Below are 16536 nucleotides of genomic sequence, written 5' to 3'. Positions count from 1 at the left end.
AGGTTTTTTCATTGGCAGAATCTCTCCTTGAACTGAAAAAAAAGATTGCTTCAATTCAGAAAACAGGTCAAATAACTGAAGCTATGAGAATGGTTTCAGGTGTTAAATTGAATAGAACTGAAAAACTTGATCAAGAATATACTATTTATAACGATAAAGTTAGAGCAACCGTTTCTCATCTGATGAGTTCACAAATTGTGAATCAATTAGGTAAAGAGACAAATGAATATAGTGAATTTAGCGGTCAATCTAATATTGATTATAGTAGTTTCTTCGATTTAGGTACTTTAGCATCTTTAGTTCAACCTCGTAAAGAAATCAAATCGACTGGTTACTTAGTAATTAGTGGAGATAGAGGTTTAGTTGGTTCTTATAACAGTCAAGTTATTAAGAATATGATGAGTATCTTTAAAGATGCTGATGCCCAAAATAAAGATGTTAAAATTTTGGCAGTTGGTAGCGTTGCAGCACAATTCTTTAAGAAGCAAAATCTTAATGTGGTATATGAATATAGTGGGGTAAGCGATGTCCCAACTTACAATGAAGTTAGAGATATTGTTCAAACCGCTGTAAAGATGTACTTAAATGGCGTTTATGATGAACTTTTTGTTTGTTATACTCACCACGTAAATACGTTGACTTCTGCTTTTAGAGTAGAAAGCATGTTACCAATTTCTGATATTGATATTAATCATAAAGATACAATGCCAAAAGACTACATTATTGAGCCAGATATTGATTCAGTATTGAAGACAGTTTTACCTCAATTTGCTAAATCAATGATCTTTGGAGCTATTTTGGATGCTAAAACTGCTGAGCATGCAAGTTCAATGACAGCGATGCAGAGTGCATCTCAAAATGCAGATGATGTTGTTTCTGGTTTGAAGACTAAATTGAATCGAGCAAGACAGGCACAAATTACTACCGAAATTACTGAAATTATTGGTGGTGCAAATGCCTTAGAATAAAATAGAAAAGGAGGTAGATGTTTTGAGTAAAGGCGAAATTGTCCAAGTTATTGGACCTGTCGTTGACGTGGAATTCCCACTAGATAAAGATTTGCCTGATATTAATAACGCCTTACGTGTCACAAACAACAATGGTGATACTCTTGTTCTTGAAGTTACACTAGAACTTGGTGACGGTGTTTTAAGAACTATCTCAATGGAATCTACCGACGGTTTAAGACGTGGTATGGAAGTTGAAGACACAGGTGCTCCAATTTCTGTTCCTGTTGGTAAAGACACTTTAGGACGTGTCTTTAACGTATTAGGTGATCCAATTGATGGTGGTCCTGCTCTAGGTAAAGATGTAAAACGTGAAGGTATTCATAAAGAAGCACCTAAGTACGATGAACTAAGCACAAGTGAAGAAATTCTAGAAACTGGTATTAAAGTTATTGACTTACTTGAACCATATGTTCGTGGTGGTAAGGTTGGTCTATTCGGTGGTGCCGGTGTTGGTAAGACAACTATTATTCAGGAATTGATTCATAATATTGCCCAAGAACACGGTGGTATTTCTGTATTTACTGGTGTTGGGGAAAGAACACGTGAAGGTAACGACCTTTACTTTGAAATGAAGGCATCTGGCGTTTTATCTAAAACTGCTATGGTCTTTGGTCAGATGAATGAGCCACCTGGTGCCAGAATGCGTGTTGCATTAACTGGTTTGACTATTGCGGAATACTTCCGTGATGTTGAAGGTTTGGACGTATTATTATTTATTGATAATATTTTCCGTTTCACTCAGGCAGGTTCTGAAGTTTCTGCTTTACTTGGTCGTATGCCAAGTGCCGTTGGTTACCAACCAACTTTGGCAACTGAAATGGGTCAATTGCAAGAACGGATTACTTCTACTAAGAAGGGATCTATTACTTCAATTCAAGCCGTTTATGTGCCAGCTGATGACTATACTGACCCGGCTCCTGCAACTACATTCGCTCACCTAGATGCTACTACTAACCTAGAACGTCGTTTGGTTGAACAAGGTATTTACCCAGCTGTTGATCCACTTGAATCAACTTCTAGTGCCTTAGATCCAGAAATTGTTGGTGAAGAACACTATGAAGTAGCTGTTAAGGTTCAACATATTTTGCAACGTTACCAAGAATTGCAAGATATTATTTCTGTTTTAGGTATGGATGAATTATCAGATGATGAGAAGTTAATTGTTGAACGCGCAAGAAAGATTCAATTCTTCCTTTCACAAAACTTCTTTGTTGCTGAACAATTTACTGGTATTCCAGGTTCATATGTACCAATCAAGGAAACAATTAAAGGCTTCAAGATGATCATTGATGGTAAATTAGATGATCTTCCAGAAGATGCTTTCCGTAACGTTGGTCCAATTGAGGATGTTATTAAGCAAGCTGAAAAGATGGGAGTTACTCCTAAAAATCCTGAAGCAAAAGCAATGCTAGAAGCAAAGTAGGGTGATGCGTTATGGCAGATCCAGAAAAAATTATAAAAGTTAGCGTTGTAACACCTGATGGTATTGTCTATTCGCATAATGCTACGATGGTAGCAATGCGCGCAATTGATGGAGATCGTGCAATTATGTATGATCACCTTCCAATTGTTACTCCTTTATCTATTGGTGAAGTTCGGGTAAAAAGAACGCATGAAATGAATGATCGTATTGACCATATTGCTGTTAATGGGGGCTATATTGAATTTTCAAATAATGAAGCAACCATTATTGCTGACAGTGCTGAACGGGCTCGCAATATTGATGTTAAACGTGCACAATCAGCTAAGAAGCGTGCTGAACAACATATGCAAGAAGCTAAAGAGAAGCACAACGAAAGAGAAATGCTAGAAGCTGAAATTGCTTTACGTCGTGCGGTTAATAGATTACATGTACGTGAAAATTACGGTAAATAGAAATGAGAAAGACGAACGATGAGTTCGTCTTTTTTTATGGAGAAAATTATATGATGAAACAAGTAGGAGTTCATGCAATTGTTAGTCTAATCACATATTTAGTGACGATTGCATTTTCGTTCAGAGCAGTGAGAGGTCTGAGAGTGGACCAGTTATTTAAAAAGGGACACACATTTGAAATTCAAGTATTTTTACTATTTGTGTCGATTGCCTTAGGGTTTATAGTTGGACAATTTATTTTGGCATTAGTGGATCAATCCTTAGCTTTAAAAATGCTTTTTTAATGATTTTTATAAGAAATGCTTTTGAAAAGCACTTCTTTACACTTGTCCTTAAAGTAAAGCGGTATTTATGTTACAATTTTTAATGATTAAATACTGGAGGCACTAGCGTGGCAAGAGATATAGGAATTGATTTAGGAACTGCAAATGTTCTAATAAATGTATCTGGTAAAGGTATCGTTTTAAATGAACCTTCTGTTGTTGCTGTAGATACTGATAAAGATAAAGTTGTCGCAGTCGGTACTGAGGCATATAAAATGGTAGGGCGTACACCAGGTAATATTAGAGTAATTAGACCATTGAAAAATGGTGTAATTGCAGATTTTGATATTACAGAAGAAATGCTTAGCTACTTTATTGAAAAATTAAACGTAAAAGGTTTTATGTCTAAACCTAATATTCTAATCTGTGCTCCTACTGGAGTTACTTCAATTGAGCAAAAAGCTATTATTCAAGCTGCTGAGAAATCAGGTGGAGGCCGAGTATATCTAGACTTTGAACCTAAAGTAGCAGCTGTGGGAGCAGGGCTAGATATTTTTAGACCACAAGGAAATATGGTTATTGATATTGGTGGTGGTACTACTGATATTGCTGTCTTGTCAATGGGAGAAATCGTAACTTCCCGCTCACTTCGTTGGGCCGGGGATAAAATGAATCAGGCCATTGCCAGCTATATTAAACGTAGTAAGAATCTTTTAGTAGGACAACACACTGCTGAGCAAATTAAGATTCAACTTGGGACCGCTTTTGAAGCGGATCCAACTAAGACGATGACTGTTCGTGGTCGTGATATGGTTGACGGATTGCCAAAGCAAGTTACAATTAACGAGCTAGAAGTTCAAAAGGCTCTTGAAGATGGTTTAATGTCAATTGTGGCTGCAACTAAAGAAGTTTTGGAGCAAACTCCACCTGAATTGTCTGCTGACATTATCGATCGTGGTATTATGTTAACAGGTGGTGGAGCCTTACTAAAGAATATTGATAAATTAATTACTTATTATCTCCAAGTTCCAGTTTTAAAGGCTGATGAACCATTAGAAGCTGTTGCAAATGGAACAGGTGTGTTGCTTAAAAATATTGAAAATCATCAGAGACACTAATTATGAAGAGAGCAAGTTTTAATTTTTCATTAGTAAATAAACATTTAAAAAAATTGGGAAAGATTATTTTATACTTGTTTGCAACCATGCTCCTTGGAGCCTTTATTGGATGTGGTGTTGCAAGTGGCAATCCTTTTGCAATTTTCTTTCCTACAACATGGATTCATTTTTTTGAGTTTTTAAGTTAAAATGAATAAATTGTTAATTGGGTTGGTAAATGTTTATAAGAAATTTATTTCTCCAATTTTGCCACCAACATGTAGGTATTATCCTACTTGTTCAAGCTATATGATTGATGCTTTAAAAAAGCATGGAGCAATTTTAGGCTTAATAATGGGACTAGCGCGGATATTACGCTGTAATCCTTTTATTAAGGGAGGAGTAGATCCAGTACCGGATTATTTTACCCTGCGTCGTAATCCTCATCCTGAACGATATGAAGATGAAATTATTGCGCAGGCATTTCATTCGAATAAAAAGTAGGAGAATATATATGTCTAGAAAATTGGAAAGTATTGATATTGAAGTTAATGAAAGAAAAGGCACTTCAGCACCTACCTGGGAAGTTGTTATTCCTGGCAAACGTTCTATTGGAATTATTGAACAAGAAGAAGAACGCTACCATGTAGTATCTTCCAAAACAAATCACAGTCTCTATTCCAAGACTTTAGAAAGTGCTATTAATGAATTACTTTCATACTTTACTTTGCATGAGAAATAAACAAAGTAGGGATATACAATGACAAAAGTTGAAAATAAAGCAGATTGGTATGATCGCATCGCATGGGGTGTAGTAATTCCAGTCTTTTTATTAGCCGTCATCAGTCTATACGGTATTTGGGTCGCAACTGTGAATGATCCTAAAATGGGTAGTCCAGTAAAAGCAGTTATTACTCAAGCAGTTTGGTATCTGGTATCAATTGCACTGGTGATTTTCGTAATGCAATTTGATGCAGAACAACTTTTTAAAATTGCTCCAATTGCTTATGGGATTGGAATAATTTTATTAATTGCAGTTTTATTCTTGTATAACCGGCAAGTATTTGCCGATACCGGTGCGAAGAGTTGGTTTAAATTAGGACCATTAACTTTTCAACCCTCTGAAATTATGAAACCTGCCTTTATCTTAATGTTAGCGAGAGTAGTAGAGCGGCATAATGAACAGTATGCCCATACTTTTAAAACAGATTGGCTTTTGATTGGTAAAATATTTGCATGGTTAATTCCAGTTGCAGTTTTGTTAAAGCTACAAAATGACTTCGGTACCATGCTTGTGTTCTTTGCAATTGTTGGTGGGGTAATTTTAGTTTCAGGAATTACTTGGAAAATTATCATCCCAGTATATGGTGTTGTGTTTATTATTGGTGCAGCAGCAATCTTACTGGTTACTACCCCCGGTGGACAAGCATTTTTAGGAAGTGCATTTAACTTTAGGGCCTACCAGTTTCAAAGAATTAACTCTTGGTTGAATCCATCTCAAGATACTTCGTCAGGTGCTTATCAATTGTGGCAAAGTATGAAGGCGGTTGGATCAGGTCAAATCTGGGGACATGGTTTTGGTAAAATTAGTGTTTATGTTCCTGTTAGAACTTCCGATATGGTTTTCTCAGTTATTGGAGAATCATTAGGTTTTGTAGGATGTTGTGCTTTGATTTTGATTTATTTCTATTTAATTTTTCAAATGGTCAAAATTACTTTTGAAACAAAAAATGCATTTTACTCTTATATTTCTACAGGAATTATCATGATGATTTTATTCCACGTTTTTGAAAATATCGGAATGGGAATTGATCTTTTACCATTGACTGGTATCCCGCTACCATTTGTATCTCAAGGGGGATCAGCCTTATTAGGAAATATGATTGGAATTGGCTTGATTCTATCGATGAAGTGGCACCATAAAGATTATATTTTTAGTACCGCTGGAGACTTTTAAAAGTATAAAAAAAGGCTCTTTTGCAAATCCTGTTGATGGATAATTTTAAGAAGGAATTAAGCAGCTAAGAAATAGCTGTTTGATTCCTTTTCTTTTATAATATTTTCTTCGAGTCTAATTCTAATTAATAAATGTTTGAAATTTCTATAGCCATAAGCAGTACGTTCAATTTGTTTAATCTTACGGTTAACTCCTTCAAGACAACCATTAGAATAAGTTGAGGTAATACCGTTTAGGACACCAGAATAATTACGTTTAAAAGTTAATAGAGTTTGATGCATTTGTTTACCAACATTTTGTTTTGAATGAAGTAGATGGATAACTTTCTTTTCATCGTTATCCTGAATAGCAGTCATAAAGTCCTGCATAACCCAATAAGTATTTTCTAAGGTTTGGTCACAATCTAAACCATCTAAGACAACATGTTCCTGTGTTAGACAGTCCTTAAAATGCCAGTCGTAATAAGGAGTAGTCTTATTAAGTTTGTCATATTTCATGAGATAAAGCTTCCAAGGGGACTTTAAAAGCTTATATTCACGGCTTCTTTTATTAAATTGCTTCATGATTTGAACTCTGAAAATATTAAACGATCTAGTAAGCATTTGAACCATATGAAAACGGTCAATAACTATCTGAGCATTTGGAAATAATTCTCTAGCAACTAAAGGATAATAACAATTAAGATCCATAGTTACTGTTTTAACCATTGCACGAGCTTTAGGAGTGAACTTGTAAAAATAGCGTAGAATATCAGGTTTGAAACGAGTTCTAAGAATTTGAACAACTTTGTGAGTATCACCATCTAGACAAATAAAGTGAAGCTTTTTGCCTACGCCCTTAAATTCATCAAAAGCTAAGTGTTCAGGGAGATGATCAAAGGCATCATAGAACTTAGAAGAGCAGACTTCTAATACTCTTTGAACCGTGTTGACAGATACATTATGTTCTCTAGCAATGCTGGTCATTGAACGATCTTCAGTAAGAGCAGAAAGTATTTTTCGCTTAGAAGTGTTAGAGATATAGCAGCCTTTATTAACCAGATTAGATTGAGCCATAGATCTTTTTAAACAGTAATTGCAGAGAACACGTTGTTTTCTTAATCTGATAGTAACGGGCTTACTAGCATCAGCAGTAATGAAACGAACGTTAGAGACGTAATGACCGTTATGCTTAAGATTAGTAGAACGACAATAAGGACAAGTAGGCTGGATCAGCTCAGCTAAATATATTTTGTAAATCTTACTGTTAATATTTTCATTTGAATAATCAGAAAAAATAATGTTTTTATCTTCAATATCAAGAGTAAATTTAATATAATCATTTAAAGAGGACATAGTTTAAATCTCCATACACTTAATTGAATTGGTCGAAGAAGGATTTTAAGTAAGAGAGGACTATGGCCTCTTTTTTTACGTAAAAAAAGAATATCATAGATATTCATCAACAGGAAAAATTATACAGCCTAAAAAAATACCTCATCATTTTTGATGAGGTATTTTTTTGCTCTTAATTTTTTCTATTTTTCTTAATATCTTCGTTTTGTGCAGCTGGTTGACGAATTACAAGAACATCACAAGCTGCAGTACGGGTAACATACTCCGTAATACTACCAATTAGTAATCTTTCTACGGCGTTTAAACCCGTAGCACCTAAAATTATTAAATCGATATTGTGTTCTTCTGGAAACTCATGAGCAATGATATTCTTTGGAGAACCAAATTCAATTGAATAGTGAACATCTTTAACTCCAGCATCTTTAGCCCGGTTATAATATTCTTCAATTTTGGTTTTTGCCTCTTCAGATACTTGTTCAACCATTGCTGAATCAAAGCTAGAAACATCTTGAAATGCACGAGTATCTACTACGTGTAAAATTTCAAGAGTAGCACCGTTTCTTTTAGCTACTTCAACAGCTTTGCTAAATGCAACGTCAGCTTCTTTTGAACCATCTACGGCAACTTGGATATGTTGGTATTGTTTTAACATGTTGATCACCTCTCCATCAATATTTTACCAAAATTTGATTTAAATAGAATAATAATAAAACTATTCATTTAAATTCATGAAAGTAAATGAAAAGATGGAAAGCGCCATTGCAGCAATAATTAAGGTAATGAAATTAAATATTTTAGGTAAGGTAAATAAAATAATAATCCCAATAAAACCAGTTAAAATTAACACTAAACTAGTAATTGAGAACAGCATATTAATTTTCTTATTTCCGATAAAAGTGAAAATAATGAATTGTCCTTTATTTTTACTTCTAATTAAATACCAAGCTGTAATAAACACTAATAAAATAAAAATTAGCATTAGAACTTTTAATACCACTTATTAAACCTCACTTAATAAAAAAAGCGGCTTACGCCGCTTCCTTGAATTTCAATAAAATCTGAGTTGACTGCAACATAATGACGCTTGTTGAACCCGCAGTGTTCAAAATTTGAATCTATGTCGCAGTGAATATGGATCCTAGGACAAGCTAGTATTCCGATTCAGATGTTATTCATAAATTCCAACGTCTTTAGTTTGATCGGTCAACTTTGTAATTAGGTTGATCAACTCAGATCACTATCTATTCTAGCAAAGATATGATTAATGTCAATAAATTGGATTTACTTTTGCAGCCCGTCTTTTTGCATTTTTTTTAGGCGCAGATATTGTCTTTTTAATGCATCTTCAACTTTAGAATTACCCTTCGGATTAAAGTAGGAGACATTTTTTAGGTTGTTAGGTAAGTATTGCTGGGCAATCCAATCACCTTGAAAGTTATGGGGATAAAGATAAGAAACACCATGATTTAAGGTAGCCGCTCCCTTGTAGTGTGCGTCCTTTAGACTATCAGGGATAGGATCATTCTGCTTATTTCGAATGTCACCTATTGCGGCATCAATTGCAGTAATTGCACTATTACTTTTGGGCGATAAGCAGAGTTCAATGACAGAATTTGACAAAATAATTCGCGCTTCTGGTAGACCTACTATTTGAGCGGCTTGTACTGCATTAACTGCACGACTGCAGGCTGGGGGATTAGCGAGTCCAATATCTTCATAGGCAATTACCAATAATCGTCTACAGATTGCTACTAAATCGCCAGATTCGCAGAGATTCCCTAGATAATAAAGTGCTGCATCTGTGTCAGAACCCCGAATTGATTTTTGAAAGGCAGATAATAAATCGTAGTGGCCATCACCATTTGCATCATAATTTTGAGATTTAAATTGGATGGAATCTTGCATTTCAGCTTTATCAATTACTAGTTTATTATCAGCGTTCTCCTGTTTTTCTTCTTTTGTTGATAGAACTGCTAATTCTAATGCATTAAGGGTTGCTCTTAAATCGCCATTTCCTTTTTCAATGAGGAGATTACGCGCATCTTTTGTTAACTCTACATTGTATTTACCTAATCCTGTTTCGGAATCTTTAAGAGCACGATCAATCGCGTGCGAAATATCCATTTCTTTAAGACGATGTAATTCAAAAATCTGACATCTGGATCGAATAGCGGGAGAGATGGAAATATAGGGATTTTCTGTCGTAGCACCGATTAAAATAATATTCCCTGATTCTAAAAGAGGTAATAGAAAGTCTTGCTTTGTTTTGTCTAAACGATGTATTTCATCTAAAAGTAAGATGACAGTTCCACTCATTTTTCCTTCTTCAGCAACGATTTGAAGATCTTTTTTTGTGTCAGTTGCTGCATTAAGTTTCCTAAATGCATATTTAGTGGAACCTGCGATTGCGCTGGCAATGCTAGTTTTTCCGATACCAGGAGGTCCATAAAGAATCATTGAGGATAGAAGTTTAGCTTCGACCATTCGTCTAATTATTTTCTTATTTCCTACTAAATGTTCTTGACCAACAACTTCATCTAAGTTTTTGGGGCGCATACGATAAGCAAGAGGTTGCATAATTAGTCCTTTTTTCTAAATAATTTGTCCCAGAAATTTTCTTTTTTTGGTTTTGATAGTTGTTCATGTGGCACTTCTGGAGCATATACTTGATTGATGTCAATTCGATAATGATTAATAGCAGTTTTTGAAACTACTAAAACGCCAGTGGAGTCTGGTTCGTTTTTTGCAGTTTCGTCATTTATTAAAGTGAACTTAATATCTTTTTGTGAACACAAACTCATTAATTTACTAATAAATTTATTTTGAGGCATTTTACCATTGATTAAGATAGTATAATTTTTAAAGTCATTTAAATGGTCTAAAAACAAAGTATCTAAGGCCGGGTTATCGGTTTCTTTTACAGTCATTCTTACTAGAACTCGTTCACGTAAAGAACCTAAATATCTTCTCCGTTCATCGGGACAAGTTTGAGGAGTAATGCCTTTAGCAGCATGTTCAAGACGTGTATTTAAATCTTCAGTCATATTTCTTTTTCCTTTTTATAATAAAATATTACATTCTTAGTGTAGCAAGTGGAAAAGAAGAAAACAAAAAAGTCTTTCCAAAAGAGGAAAGACTTTTTGTAATGAAGCAGTAAGTATTAAAGCTTCTTGTTGTACCATTCAACGATAAGAGCTTCATCAACTTCTGGTTCCATTTCGTCACGTTCTGGAAGACGAACTAAAGTACCAGTCATCTTGCTGTCGTCAAATGAAACAAATGGTGGACGTGATACAACTGCATCTAAAGCGTCCTTAACTTGTTGCAAGTTCTTTGACTTATCTCTTAAGCTGATTTCTTGACCAACTTTAACTTCGTATGAAGGAATGTCAACACGCTTGCCATCTACTAAGATGTGACCGTGGTTAACAAGTTGTCTAGCTTGTTCTCTAGTTGAAGCTAAACCTAAGCGGTAAACGATGTTGTCTAAACGTCTTTCAAGTAAAGCCATAAAGTTAACACCGTGCTTACCTTCACGAATCTTGCCGGCACGGATGAATAAGTTTTGGAATTGACGTTCATTTAAACCAAACATCCAACGTAACTTTTGCTTTTCTTTTAATTGTTGACCATATTCAGAAACCTTTGCACGGTTGTTAGGACCATGATCACCAGGTGCGTAGTTACGACGGCTAATTTCCTTACCAGTACCTGAAAGTGAGATACCTAAGCGTCTTGAACGTTTCCAACTTGGACCAGTATATCTTGACATAAAAAATCCTCCATAAAAAATAATAATTTTTTGGAGTAAAATATGAGAAATAAGTTCAACATTCGTGCATCTCAAGTTGCATGTTTCGCCCAGTGCAGCGCGGGTTACTCGTTCACTAAACGCCTCAAGATGTTGACGTTCTTGTCACTTATTGCTGCAAATATTTTACACGAAGACTATTATAGTAAGAAATATGTTTTAAAGCAAGTAAAAGTAGAGATTTTCTAGCTGGTATTAAGATGAAGTCTGGTATAATTAATATGAAATATGGAGGGTATTATGTCATCAGGGTTATCTATTCTTATTATTGTAATATTGATTGCTATAATTGCTGTTATTGCTACAGTTGTTATTCTTAATAAGTATTTTAATCATCAGATTGCGGGATTAGATGCGCTAACTGATGAATTGAAAGATATTAGCGTTGAAGAAGATATTAAACGTTTAGAGAAAATGGAATTAGCCGGAAAAAGTTTGGAAACTTTTAAAAGATGGCAGAAAGTATACCAGAAGGTTGATACTAAGGACGTTGGAGAATTAAAGCATCTTCTTGAACAAGCGGCTGGGCTTAATGCAAAATTTAATTTAATAAAAACTCGCCAATTAATTAAAGAAGCAACAGAATTATTACAGACTAATCAAGATAATGTAGAACACAGTAAGCAAGTATTTACTAATTTACTCGAAGCAAATCGAGATAATCAAAAGCACTATGCTGCTTTATCAAAAGACTACCAACAACTACGTAAAAAAATATTATCCCAATCTTTTAATTATGGGAATGCAATTGATCAGATTGAAGAAGATCTAGCAACCTTAGAAAGTGATTTTCAAACTGTAAAGAATTTATCTGGTGAAGGAGATCATGAAGAAGCAAAGAAAGTATTAGTTAAAATCGATACAAATCTTACTACTTTAAAGACTGATCTTCCTAAGGTAGAGAACTTTGATCAAGAGTTAAAAAATGTTTTTCCCGATCAACTTAACGAACTCAGCAATACTTACCGTCAAATGATAAAAGACAAGTACAAAATTACTGAAGTGGATGTACTAGAAGAAATCAAGAGCTTAAGAGAACTAGTTGATAGTACTAAAAAGAGTCTTACCAAATTAGAGCTTAAAAAGGTTGAAAAGAATAATAAAGAAATAAGTACACGAATTGATAGCTTATATGACATTCTTACAAAAGAATTTAAAGCTCGGCCATTTGTTGATAAAAATCAAGATAAAATTGTTCAAATTCTTTCCCATGTTGGAAATGCATCTAATCAACTTGTAGCTAAGTTAGAGCATGTGGATCAAAGTTATGAATTGACACATGGAGAGCTAGCTGAAGCTAGACAACTAAAAAGTCAAGTTAGCCGAATGAATTCTGACTTTGATGTTGACTGTCAAAAGTTAGCTGATGGTAACGGTGTTTACTCTCAAATTGAGAATAAATGGCTAACTATGTTAGATAATTTGAAAGAAATTGAAAAGACTGAGAAAAAACTCTCAAATGATATAGATGGGCTATTTGATGCAGAAAAAATTGCTAATGATTCTATAGTCCATTTTAAGCAAGAAATTTCTTTAGTTTATCGAAAAGTTGAACGGCGTCAGTTACCCGGAAAGCCTGAAAGTTTTATTCAGATGTATACTTTAGTATTAAATGAAGTTAAGCATACAGATAATGAATTGAATCAAGTTAGAATAAATATGGAAAAAATATCTAGTGAACTGATTCAGATTCAAGAAGATATTGAACGTTTAAAGAAAGAAGCAGATGAGATTTTAAATTCTGCTGATTTAGTTGAATTGACTATGCAATATTCAAATAAATATCTTTCAAATCCTGAAATTAAACGCGCACGTAAAGAAGCTTATGATTTATATCAGAATAAATATGAGTATAAAGAAGCGTTGGACGTAATTGCGACAGCGCTAGAAAAGGTAGAGCCAGGAAGCTATCAAAGAATTGAAAAAGAATACTATAGCGAGCAAGAAGCAGACGAAGAAGAGTAAAAGATTGAAGCAATAGTATTTTTAAGTTAAGATTTTATATGATTATCAAACGACCATCTTCTATGGTCGTTTTTTAGGGGAGAAAGAAAATTGATCTATTTTGATAATAGTGCTACAACAGCTGTCTATCCTGCAGCTTTAGAGACATATGATAAAGTAACAAAGGATATCTGGGGAAATCCTTCAAGTTTGCATAAAATGGGAGATCGATCTCATCAACTTTTAGAAGCTTCTAGAAAACAAATTGCTAATTTATTGAATGTTAAGCCATATGAGATATTTTTCACATCTAGTGGAAGTGAATCTGATAATTGGGCAATCAAAGGTACTGCTTTAGCTAAAAAAGAATTTGGTAACCATATTATTACATCAAGTGTTGAACATGCAGCAGTTTCAAATTCAGTACGTGCTTTAGAAAATTTGGGATTTCGTATAACTGTTTTACCAGTTGATAAGAGTGGACAAGTAAATCCTGAAGATTTAAAAGAAGCATTAGATAAAGAAACAATTTTGGTTTCAATTATGGGCGTTAATAATGAGATTGGTACAATTCAACCTATTAAAGCTATTAGTAAAGTTTTAGAAGATTATCCTAACGTTACTTTTCATGTTGATAATGTTCAAGCTTTGGGAAAAGATGTTTGGGATGAGGTATTTACTGATCGAGTAGACCTAATGAGTCTATCAGCTCATAAATTTCATGCACCTCGTGGCGTAGGTATTCTTTATAAAAAAGAAGGTAAAATGATTAAGCCGTTAATTGATGGCGGTGGTCAAGAAAAGGCCTTACGTTCAAGTACTGAAAATTTACCTGCAATTGCGGCAACTGCTAAAGCCATGCGTTTATATTTAGCTGATGAAAAGAAAAATGCTGAGCAAGAATTGGCAGTTAAGAATAAAATAGTTTCCTATCTAAATGGAAAACCAGGAATTCATATTTTTTCACCAATTAACGATAATTTTGTTCCAAGTATTTTATGTTTTTCATTAGAAGGTATTCGCGGGGAAACTTTAGTTCATACGCTTGAGTCTGAAGATATCTATGTTTCAACCACTAGTGCATGTTCTTCAAGAAGTGGTGTAGAGAGTGGCACTTTGAATTCTATGAAGGTAGATGATGATTTAGCTACCGGTGCAATTAGACTAAGTTTTGATCCAAGTAATACAATTGAAGAAGCTGAGCAATTTATTTCAGTTTTTGATAAAATATATAAGCACTTCGCTGAAATTAATCATTTGAAATAAGGTGAAATTATGCAATATACAGAAGTAATGGTTCGCTATGGTGAACTATCCACTAAGGGAAAAAATCGAAAAGATTTTATTGGGAGACTTGCTGGTAATGTAACTAGAGCTTTGCAAGATTTTCCAGAAATTGAGATCCATCCTAAACATGATCGTATGCATATTGTCTTAAATGGTGCACCATTTGAGACAATTGATCAACGTTTAAAACTTGTTTTTGGTATTCAAACATATTCTCCAACTATAAAAGTTGATAAGAATCTTGATGCAATCAAAAAAGCATCCCTTGAATTGATGCAAGCAACTTTTAAAGATGGTATGACATTTAAAGTTAATACTAGACGTAGTGACCATGATTTTGAATATGACACTAATCAATTAAACATGATGATTGGTGATTACCTATTTGATAATATGGATAATTTAAAGGTTCAAATGAAAAAGCCTGACCTAGTCTTAAGAATTGAAGTTCGTCAAGACGCAATCTATATTTCAAACCAACTTCTTCATGGAGCAGGTGGTATGCCGGTTGGAACTGCTGGAAAGGCCGTCATGATGCTATCAGGTGGGATTGATTCTCCAGTAGCTTCTTACTTAGCAATGAAGCGTGGAGTTGAAATTGATATGGTGCACTTCTTTAGTCCTCCATATACTACTGAAAAGGCACTTGCTAAAGCAAAAGAGTTAACTGGAATTTTGGCTAACTATTCTGGAAAGATTAACTTTATTGCTGTACCTTTTACTGAAATTCAAGAGCAAATTAAGGAAAAGTTACCAGAAGGTTACTTAATGACCATTCAACGCCGCTTTATGTTGCAATTAGCAGATCGTATTCGTGCAATGCGGGGTGGGTTAGCAATCTTCAACGGTGAATCAGTTGGTCAAGTGGCATCTCAAACACTAGAATCAATGGTTGCAATTAATGATGTGACTTCAACGCCGGTTCTTCGTCCAGTGGCTACAATGGATAAAACTGAAATTATTAAGCTAGCTGAGCAAATCGGAACATTCAACCTTTCTATTGAACCATTTGAAGACTGCTGTACAATTTTTGCTCCACCGCGTCCAAAGACTAAACCAAAATTGGATGAAGCTCGTAAGCTAGAAGATAGACTTGATGCTGAAGGAATGATTCAGCGAGCAATTGATGGAATGGAGATTACACCAATTTATCCAAATCAAAAGTTCTTGGATGATAAGGCTCAAGAAGACGCAGACTTGTTATAAAAAAGTGCTAGCAGAATGCTAGCGCTTTTTATTTTAGAAAGACAAAATATATGAGAATTGATAAGTATTTGGCTAACATGAATGTTGGTTCACGTAAAGAAGTTCATAATCTCATTAAAAAGAAGATTGTGACAGTTAATGGAGAAGTTGTAAAGACACCCAAGGAGCAAGTTAAAGAAGAAGACCAAGTAGCAGTTGATGGAGAAAAAGTGGCATATCAGCAATACCATTATTTTCTTCTCAATAAACCTAAAGGTGTTATTTCAGCAACAGAAGATAAAAGTCAAAAAACTGTTCTTTCTTTACTTAAACCTAAAGATCGTTATAAAGATATAGCGCCAGTAGGTAGACTGGATAAGGATACAACGGGTTTATTATTGTTAACAAATGATGGTGCTTTAGCCCATGAGTTGCTAGCTCCTAATAAACATGTTACTAAAAAATATCGGGCAAAAATTGCTGGAGTAGCTGATGAAGAGACAGTTAAAGTTTTTGCTAGTGGTATGACATTAGGTGATGGGACAAAACTAAAACCAGCAGAATTAAAGATTTTGATGCAAGATAAAGAGTCCGATCAATCAGAAATTGAGATTGAAATTCAAGAGGGAAAGTATCACCAAATTAAGCGAATGTTTGGAGCAGTCGGGATGAAAGTAATAGAATTAGATCGAATTTCTATGGGAAAATTAGTCCTACCAGCTAACCTAAAACGCGGCCAATATCAAGAAATTACTCTAACAGATATCAAGTAG

General features: G+C 34.5%; 19 protein-coding genes. 13 read left to right on the top strand and 6 right to left on the bottom strand.

Annotation, left to right across the window (positions count from 1 at the left end):
- Positions 1 to 11 precede the first annotated feature (11 nt).
- The 9 genes from H0I41_RS06000 (at position 12) to H0I41_RS05960 (ending at position 6202) form a co-directional block, all read left to right on the top strand.
- A complete protein-coding gene (locus H0I41_RS06000) occupies positions 12 to 968 on the top strand; it encodes a F0F1 ATP synthase subunit gamma (protein WP_135014424.1) in 957 nt (318 codons plus the stop codon).
- A 22-nt stretch (positions 969 to 990) separates the two neighbouring features.
- On the top strand, positions 991 to 2433 hold the full coding sequence (gene atpD / locus H0I41_RS05995) for a F0F1 ATP synthase subunit beta (RefSeq protein ID WP_004897607.1): 1443 nt from the start codon (positions 991 to 993) through the stop codon (positions 2431 to 2433).
- Positions 2434 to 2444: 11 nt separating this feature from the next.
- Positions 2445 to 2885, top strand: coding sequence for a F0F1 ATP synthase subunit epsilon (locus H0I41_RS05990; protein WP_135014425.1), 441 nt, complete (start codon positions 2445 to 2447; stop codon positions 2883 to 2885).
- A 50-nt stretch (positions 2886 to 2935) separates the two neighbouring features.
- The gene (locus tag H0I41_RS05985; RefSeq protein WP_012846386.1) at positions 2936 to 3169 is read left to right on the top strand and encodes a DUF1146 family protein; all 234 of its coding nucleotides are present in this window, start codon (positions 2936 to 2938) and stop codon (positions 3167 to 3169) included.
- Positions 3170 to 3276: 107 nt separating this feature from the next.
- Positions 3277 to 4266, top strand: a complete 990-nt coding sequence (gene mreB / locus H0I41_RS05980; protein ID WP_004894172.1) for a rod shape-determining protein — start codon at positions 3277 to 3279, stop codon at positions 4264 to 4266.
- Between the two features lie 2 nt (positions 4267 to 4268).
- Positions 4269 to 4454, top strand: a complete 186-nt coding sequence (locus H0I41_RS05975) for a DNA-directed RNA polymerase subunit beta (protein ID WP_004894174.1) — start codon at positions 4269 to 4271, stop codon at positions 4452 to 4454.
- 1 nt (position 4455) lies between these two features.
- On the top strand, positions 4456 to 4749 hold the full coding sequence (yidD, locus tag H0I41_RS05970) for a membrane protein insertion efficiency factor YidD (protein ID WP_011161824.1): 294 nt from the start codon (positions 4456 to 4458) through the stop codon (positions 4747 to 4749).
- Positions 4750 to 4759: 10 nt separating this feature from the next.
- Positions 4760 to 4987 (top strand): DUF2969 domain-containing protein, encoded by a 228-nt coding sequence (locus H0I41_RS05965; protein ID WP_004894179.1) that lies wholly within the window; start codon positions 4760 to 4762, stop codon positions 4985 to 4987.
- 18 nt (positions 4988 to 5005) lie between these two features.
- Positions 5006 to 6202 carry an FtsW/RodA/SpoVE family cell cycle protein gene (locus H0I41_RS05960; RefSeq protein WP_086874780.1) on the top strand — a complete coding sequence of 399 codons (1197 nt, stop codon included), beginning with the start codon at positions 5006 to 5008 and terminating at the stop codon, positions 6200 to 6202.
- A 56-nt stretch (positions 6203 to 6258) separates the two neighbouring features.
- Here the strand turns inward: H0I41_RS05960 and H0I41_RS05955 are convergent, their stop codons facing one another.
- The 6 genes from H0I41_RS05955 to rpsD all read right to left on the bottom strand — a co-directional run bounded on the left by H0I41_RS05955 (position 6259) and on the right by rpsD (position 11308).
- Positions 6259 to 7536 (bottom strand): ISL3-like element ISLjo2 family transposase, encoded by a 1278-nt coding sequence (locus tag H0I41_RS05955; protein WP_182094509.1) that lies wholly within the window; start codon positions 7534 to 7536, stop codon positions 6259 to 6261.
- A gap of 172 nt (positions 7537 to 7708) precedes the next feature.
- On the bottom strand, positions 7709 to 8188 hold the full coding sequence (locus H0I41_RS05950; RefSeq protein ID WP_004897600.1) for a universal stress protein: 480 nt from the start codon (positions 8186 to 8188) through the stop codon (positions 7709 to 7711).
- Positions 8189 to 8248: 60 nt separating this feature from the next.
- Complete coding sequence (locus tag H0I41_RS05945) at positions 8249 to 8533, bottom strand: hypothetical protein (RefSeq protein WP_011161826.1); 285 nt, start codon at positions 8531 to 8533, stop codon at positions 8249 to 8251.
- 284 nt (positions 8534 to 8817) lie between these two features.
- Entirely contained in the window at positions 8818 to 10113 is a 1296-nt protein-coding gene (locus tag H0I41_RS05940) for a replication-associated recombination protein A (RefSeq protein ID WP_135014346.1), read from the bottom strand.
- Positions 10114 to 10115: 2 nt separating this feature from the next.
- Complete coding sequence (locus H0I41_RS05935) at positions 10116 to 10580, bottom strand: YueI family protein (RefSeq protein WP_011161828.1); 465 nt, start codon at positions 10578 to 10580, stop codon at positions 10116 to 10118.
- Positions 10581 to 10696: 116 nt separating this feature from the next.
- The gene (gene rpsD, locus H0I41_RS05930) at positions 10697 to 11308 is read right to left on the bottom strand and encodes a 30S ribosomal protein S4 (RefSeq protein ID WP_003647084.1); all 612 of its coding nucleotides are present in this window, start codon (positions 11306 to 11308) and stop codon (positions 10697 to 10699) included.
- Between the two features lie 279 nt (positions 11309 to 11587).
- Here rpsD and ezrA point away from each other — a divergent pair, with 279 nt between their 5' ends.
- From ezrA to H0I41_RS05910, 4 genes are all read left to right on the top strand, one after another.
- The gene (ezrA, locus tag H0I41_RS05925) at positions 11588 to 13312 is read left to right on the top strand and encodes a septation ring formation regulator EzrA (protein ID WP_135014347.1); all 1725 of its coding nucleotides are present in this window, start codon (positions 11588 to 11590) and stop codon (positions 13310 to 13312) included.
- Between the two features lie 90 nt (positions 13313 to 13402).
- Positions 13403 to 14557: a cysteine desulfurase family protein gene (locus tag H0I41_RS05920; protein ID WP_004897595.1), complete on the top strand. Its 1155-nt coding sequence runs from the start codon at positions 13403 to 13405 to the stop codon at positions 14555 to 14557.
- A 9-nt stretch (positions 14558 to 14566) separates the two neighbouring features.
- A complete protein-coding gene (gene thiI / locus H0I41_RS05915) occupies positions 14567 to 15784 on the top strand; it encodes a tRNA uracil 4-sulfurtransferase ThiI (protein WP_053106991.1) in 1218 nt (405 codons plus the stop codon).
- 50 nt (positions 15785 to 15834) lie between these two features.
- Positions 15835 to 16536, top strand: coding sequence for a pseudouridine synthase (locus tag H0I41_RS05910; protein ID WP_011161831.1), 702 nt, complete (start codon positions 15835 to 15837; stop codon positions 16534 to 16536).

The organism is Lactobacillus johnsonii (assembly GCF_014058685.1).
In the GTDB taxonomy this organism is placed as follows: Bacteria; Bacillota; Bacilli; order Lactobacillales; family Lactobacillaceae; genus Lactobacillus.
The sequence above is the reverse complement of the archived record's forward strand: the minus strand, read 5'-3'. Positions and strand labels throughout refer to the sequence as shown.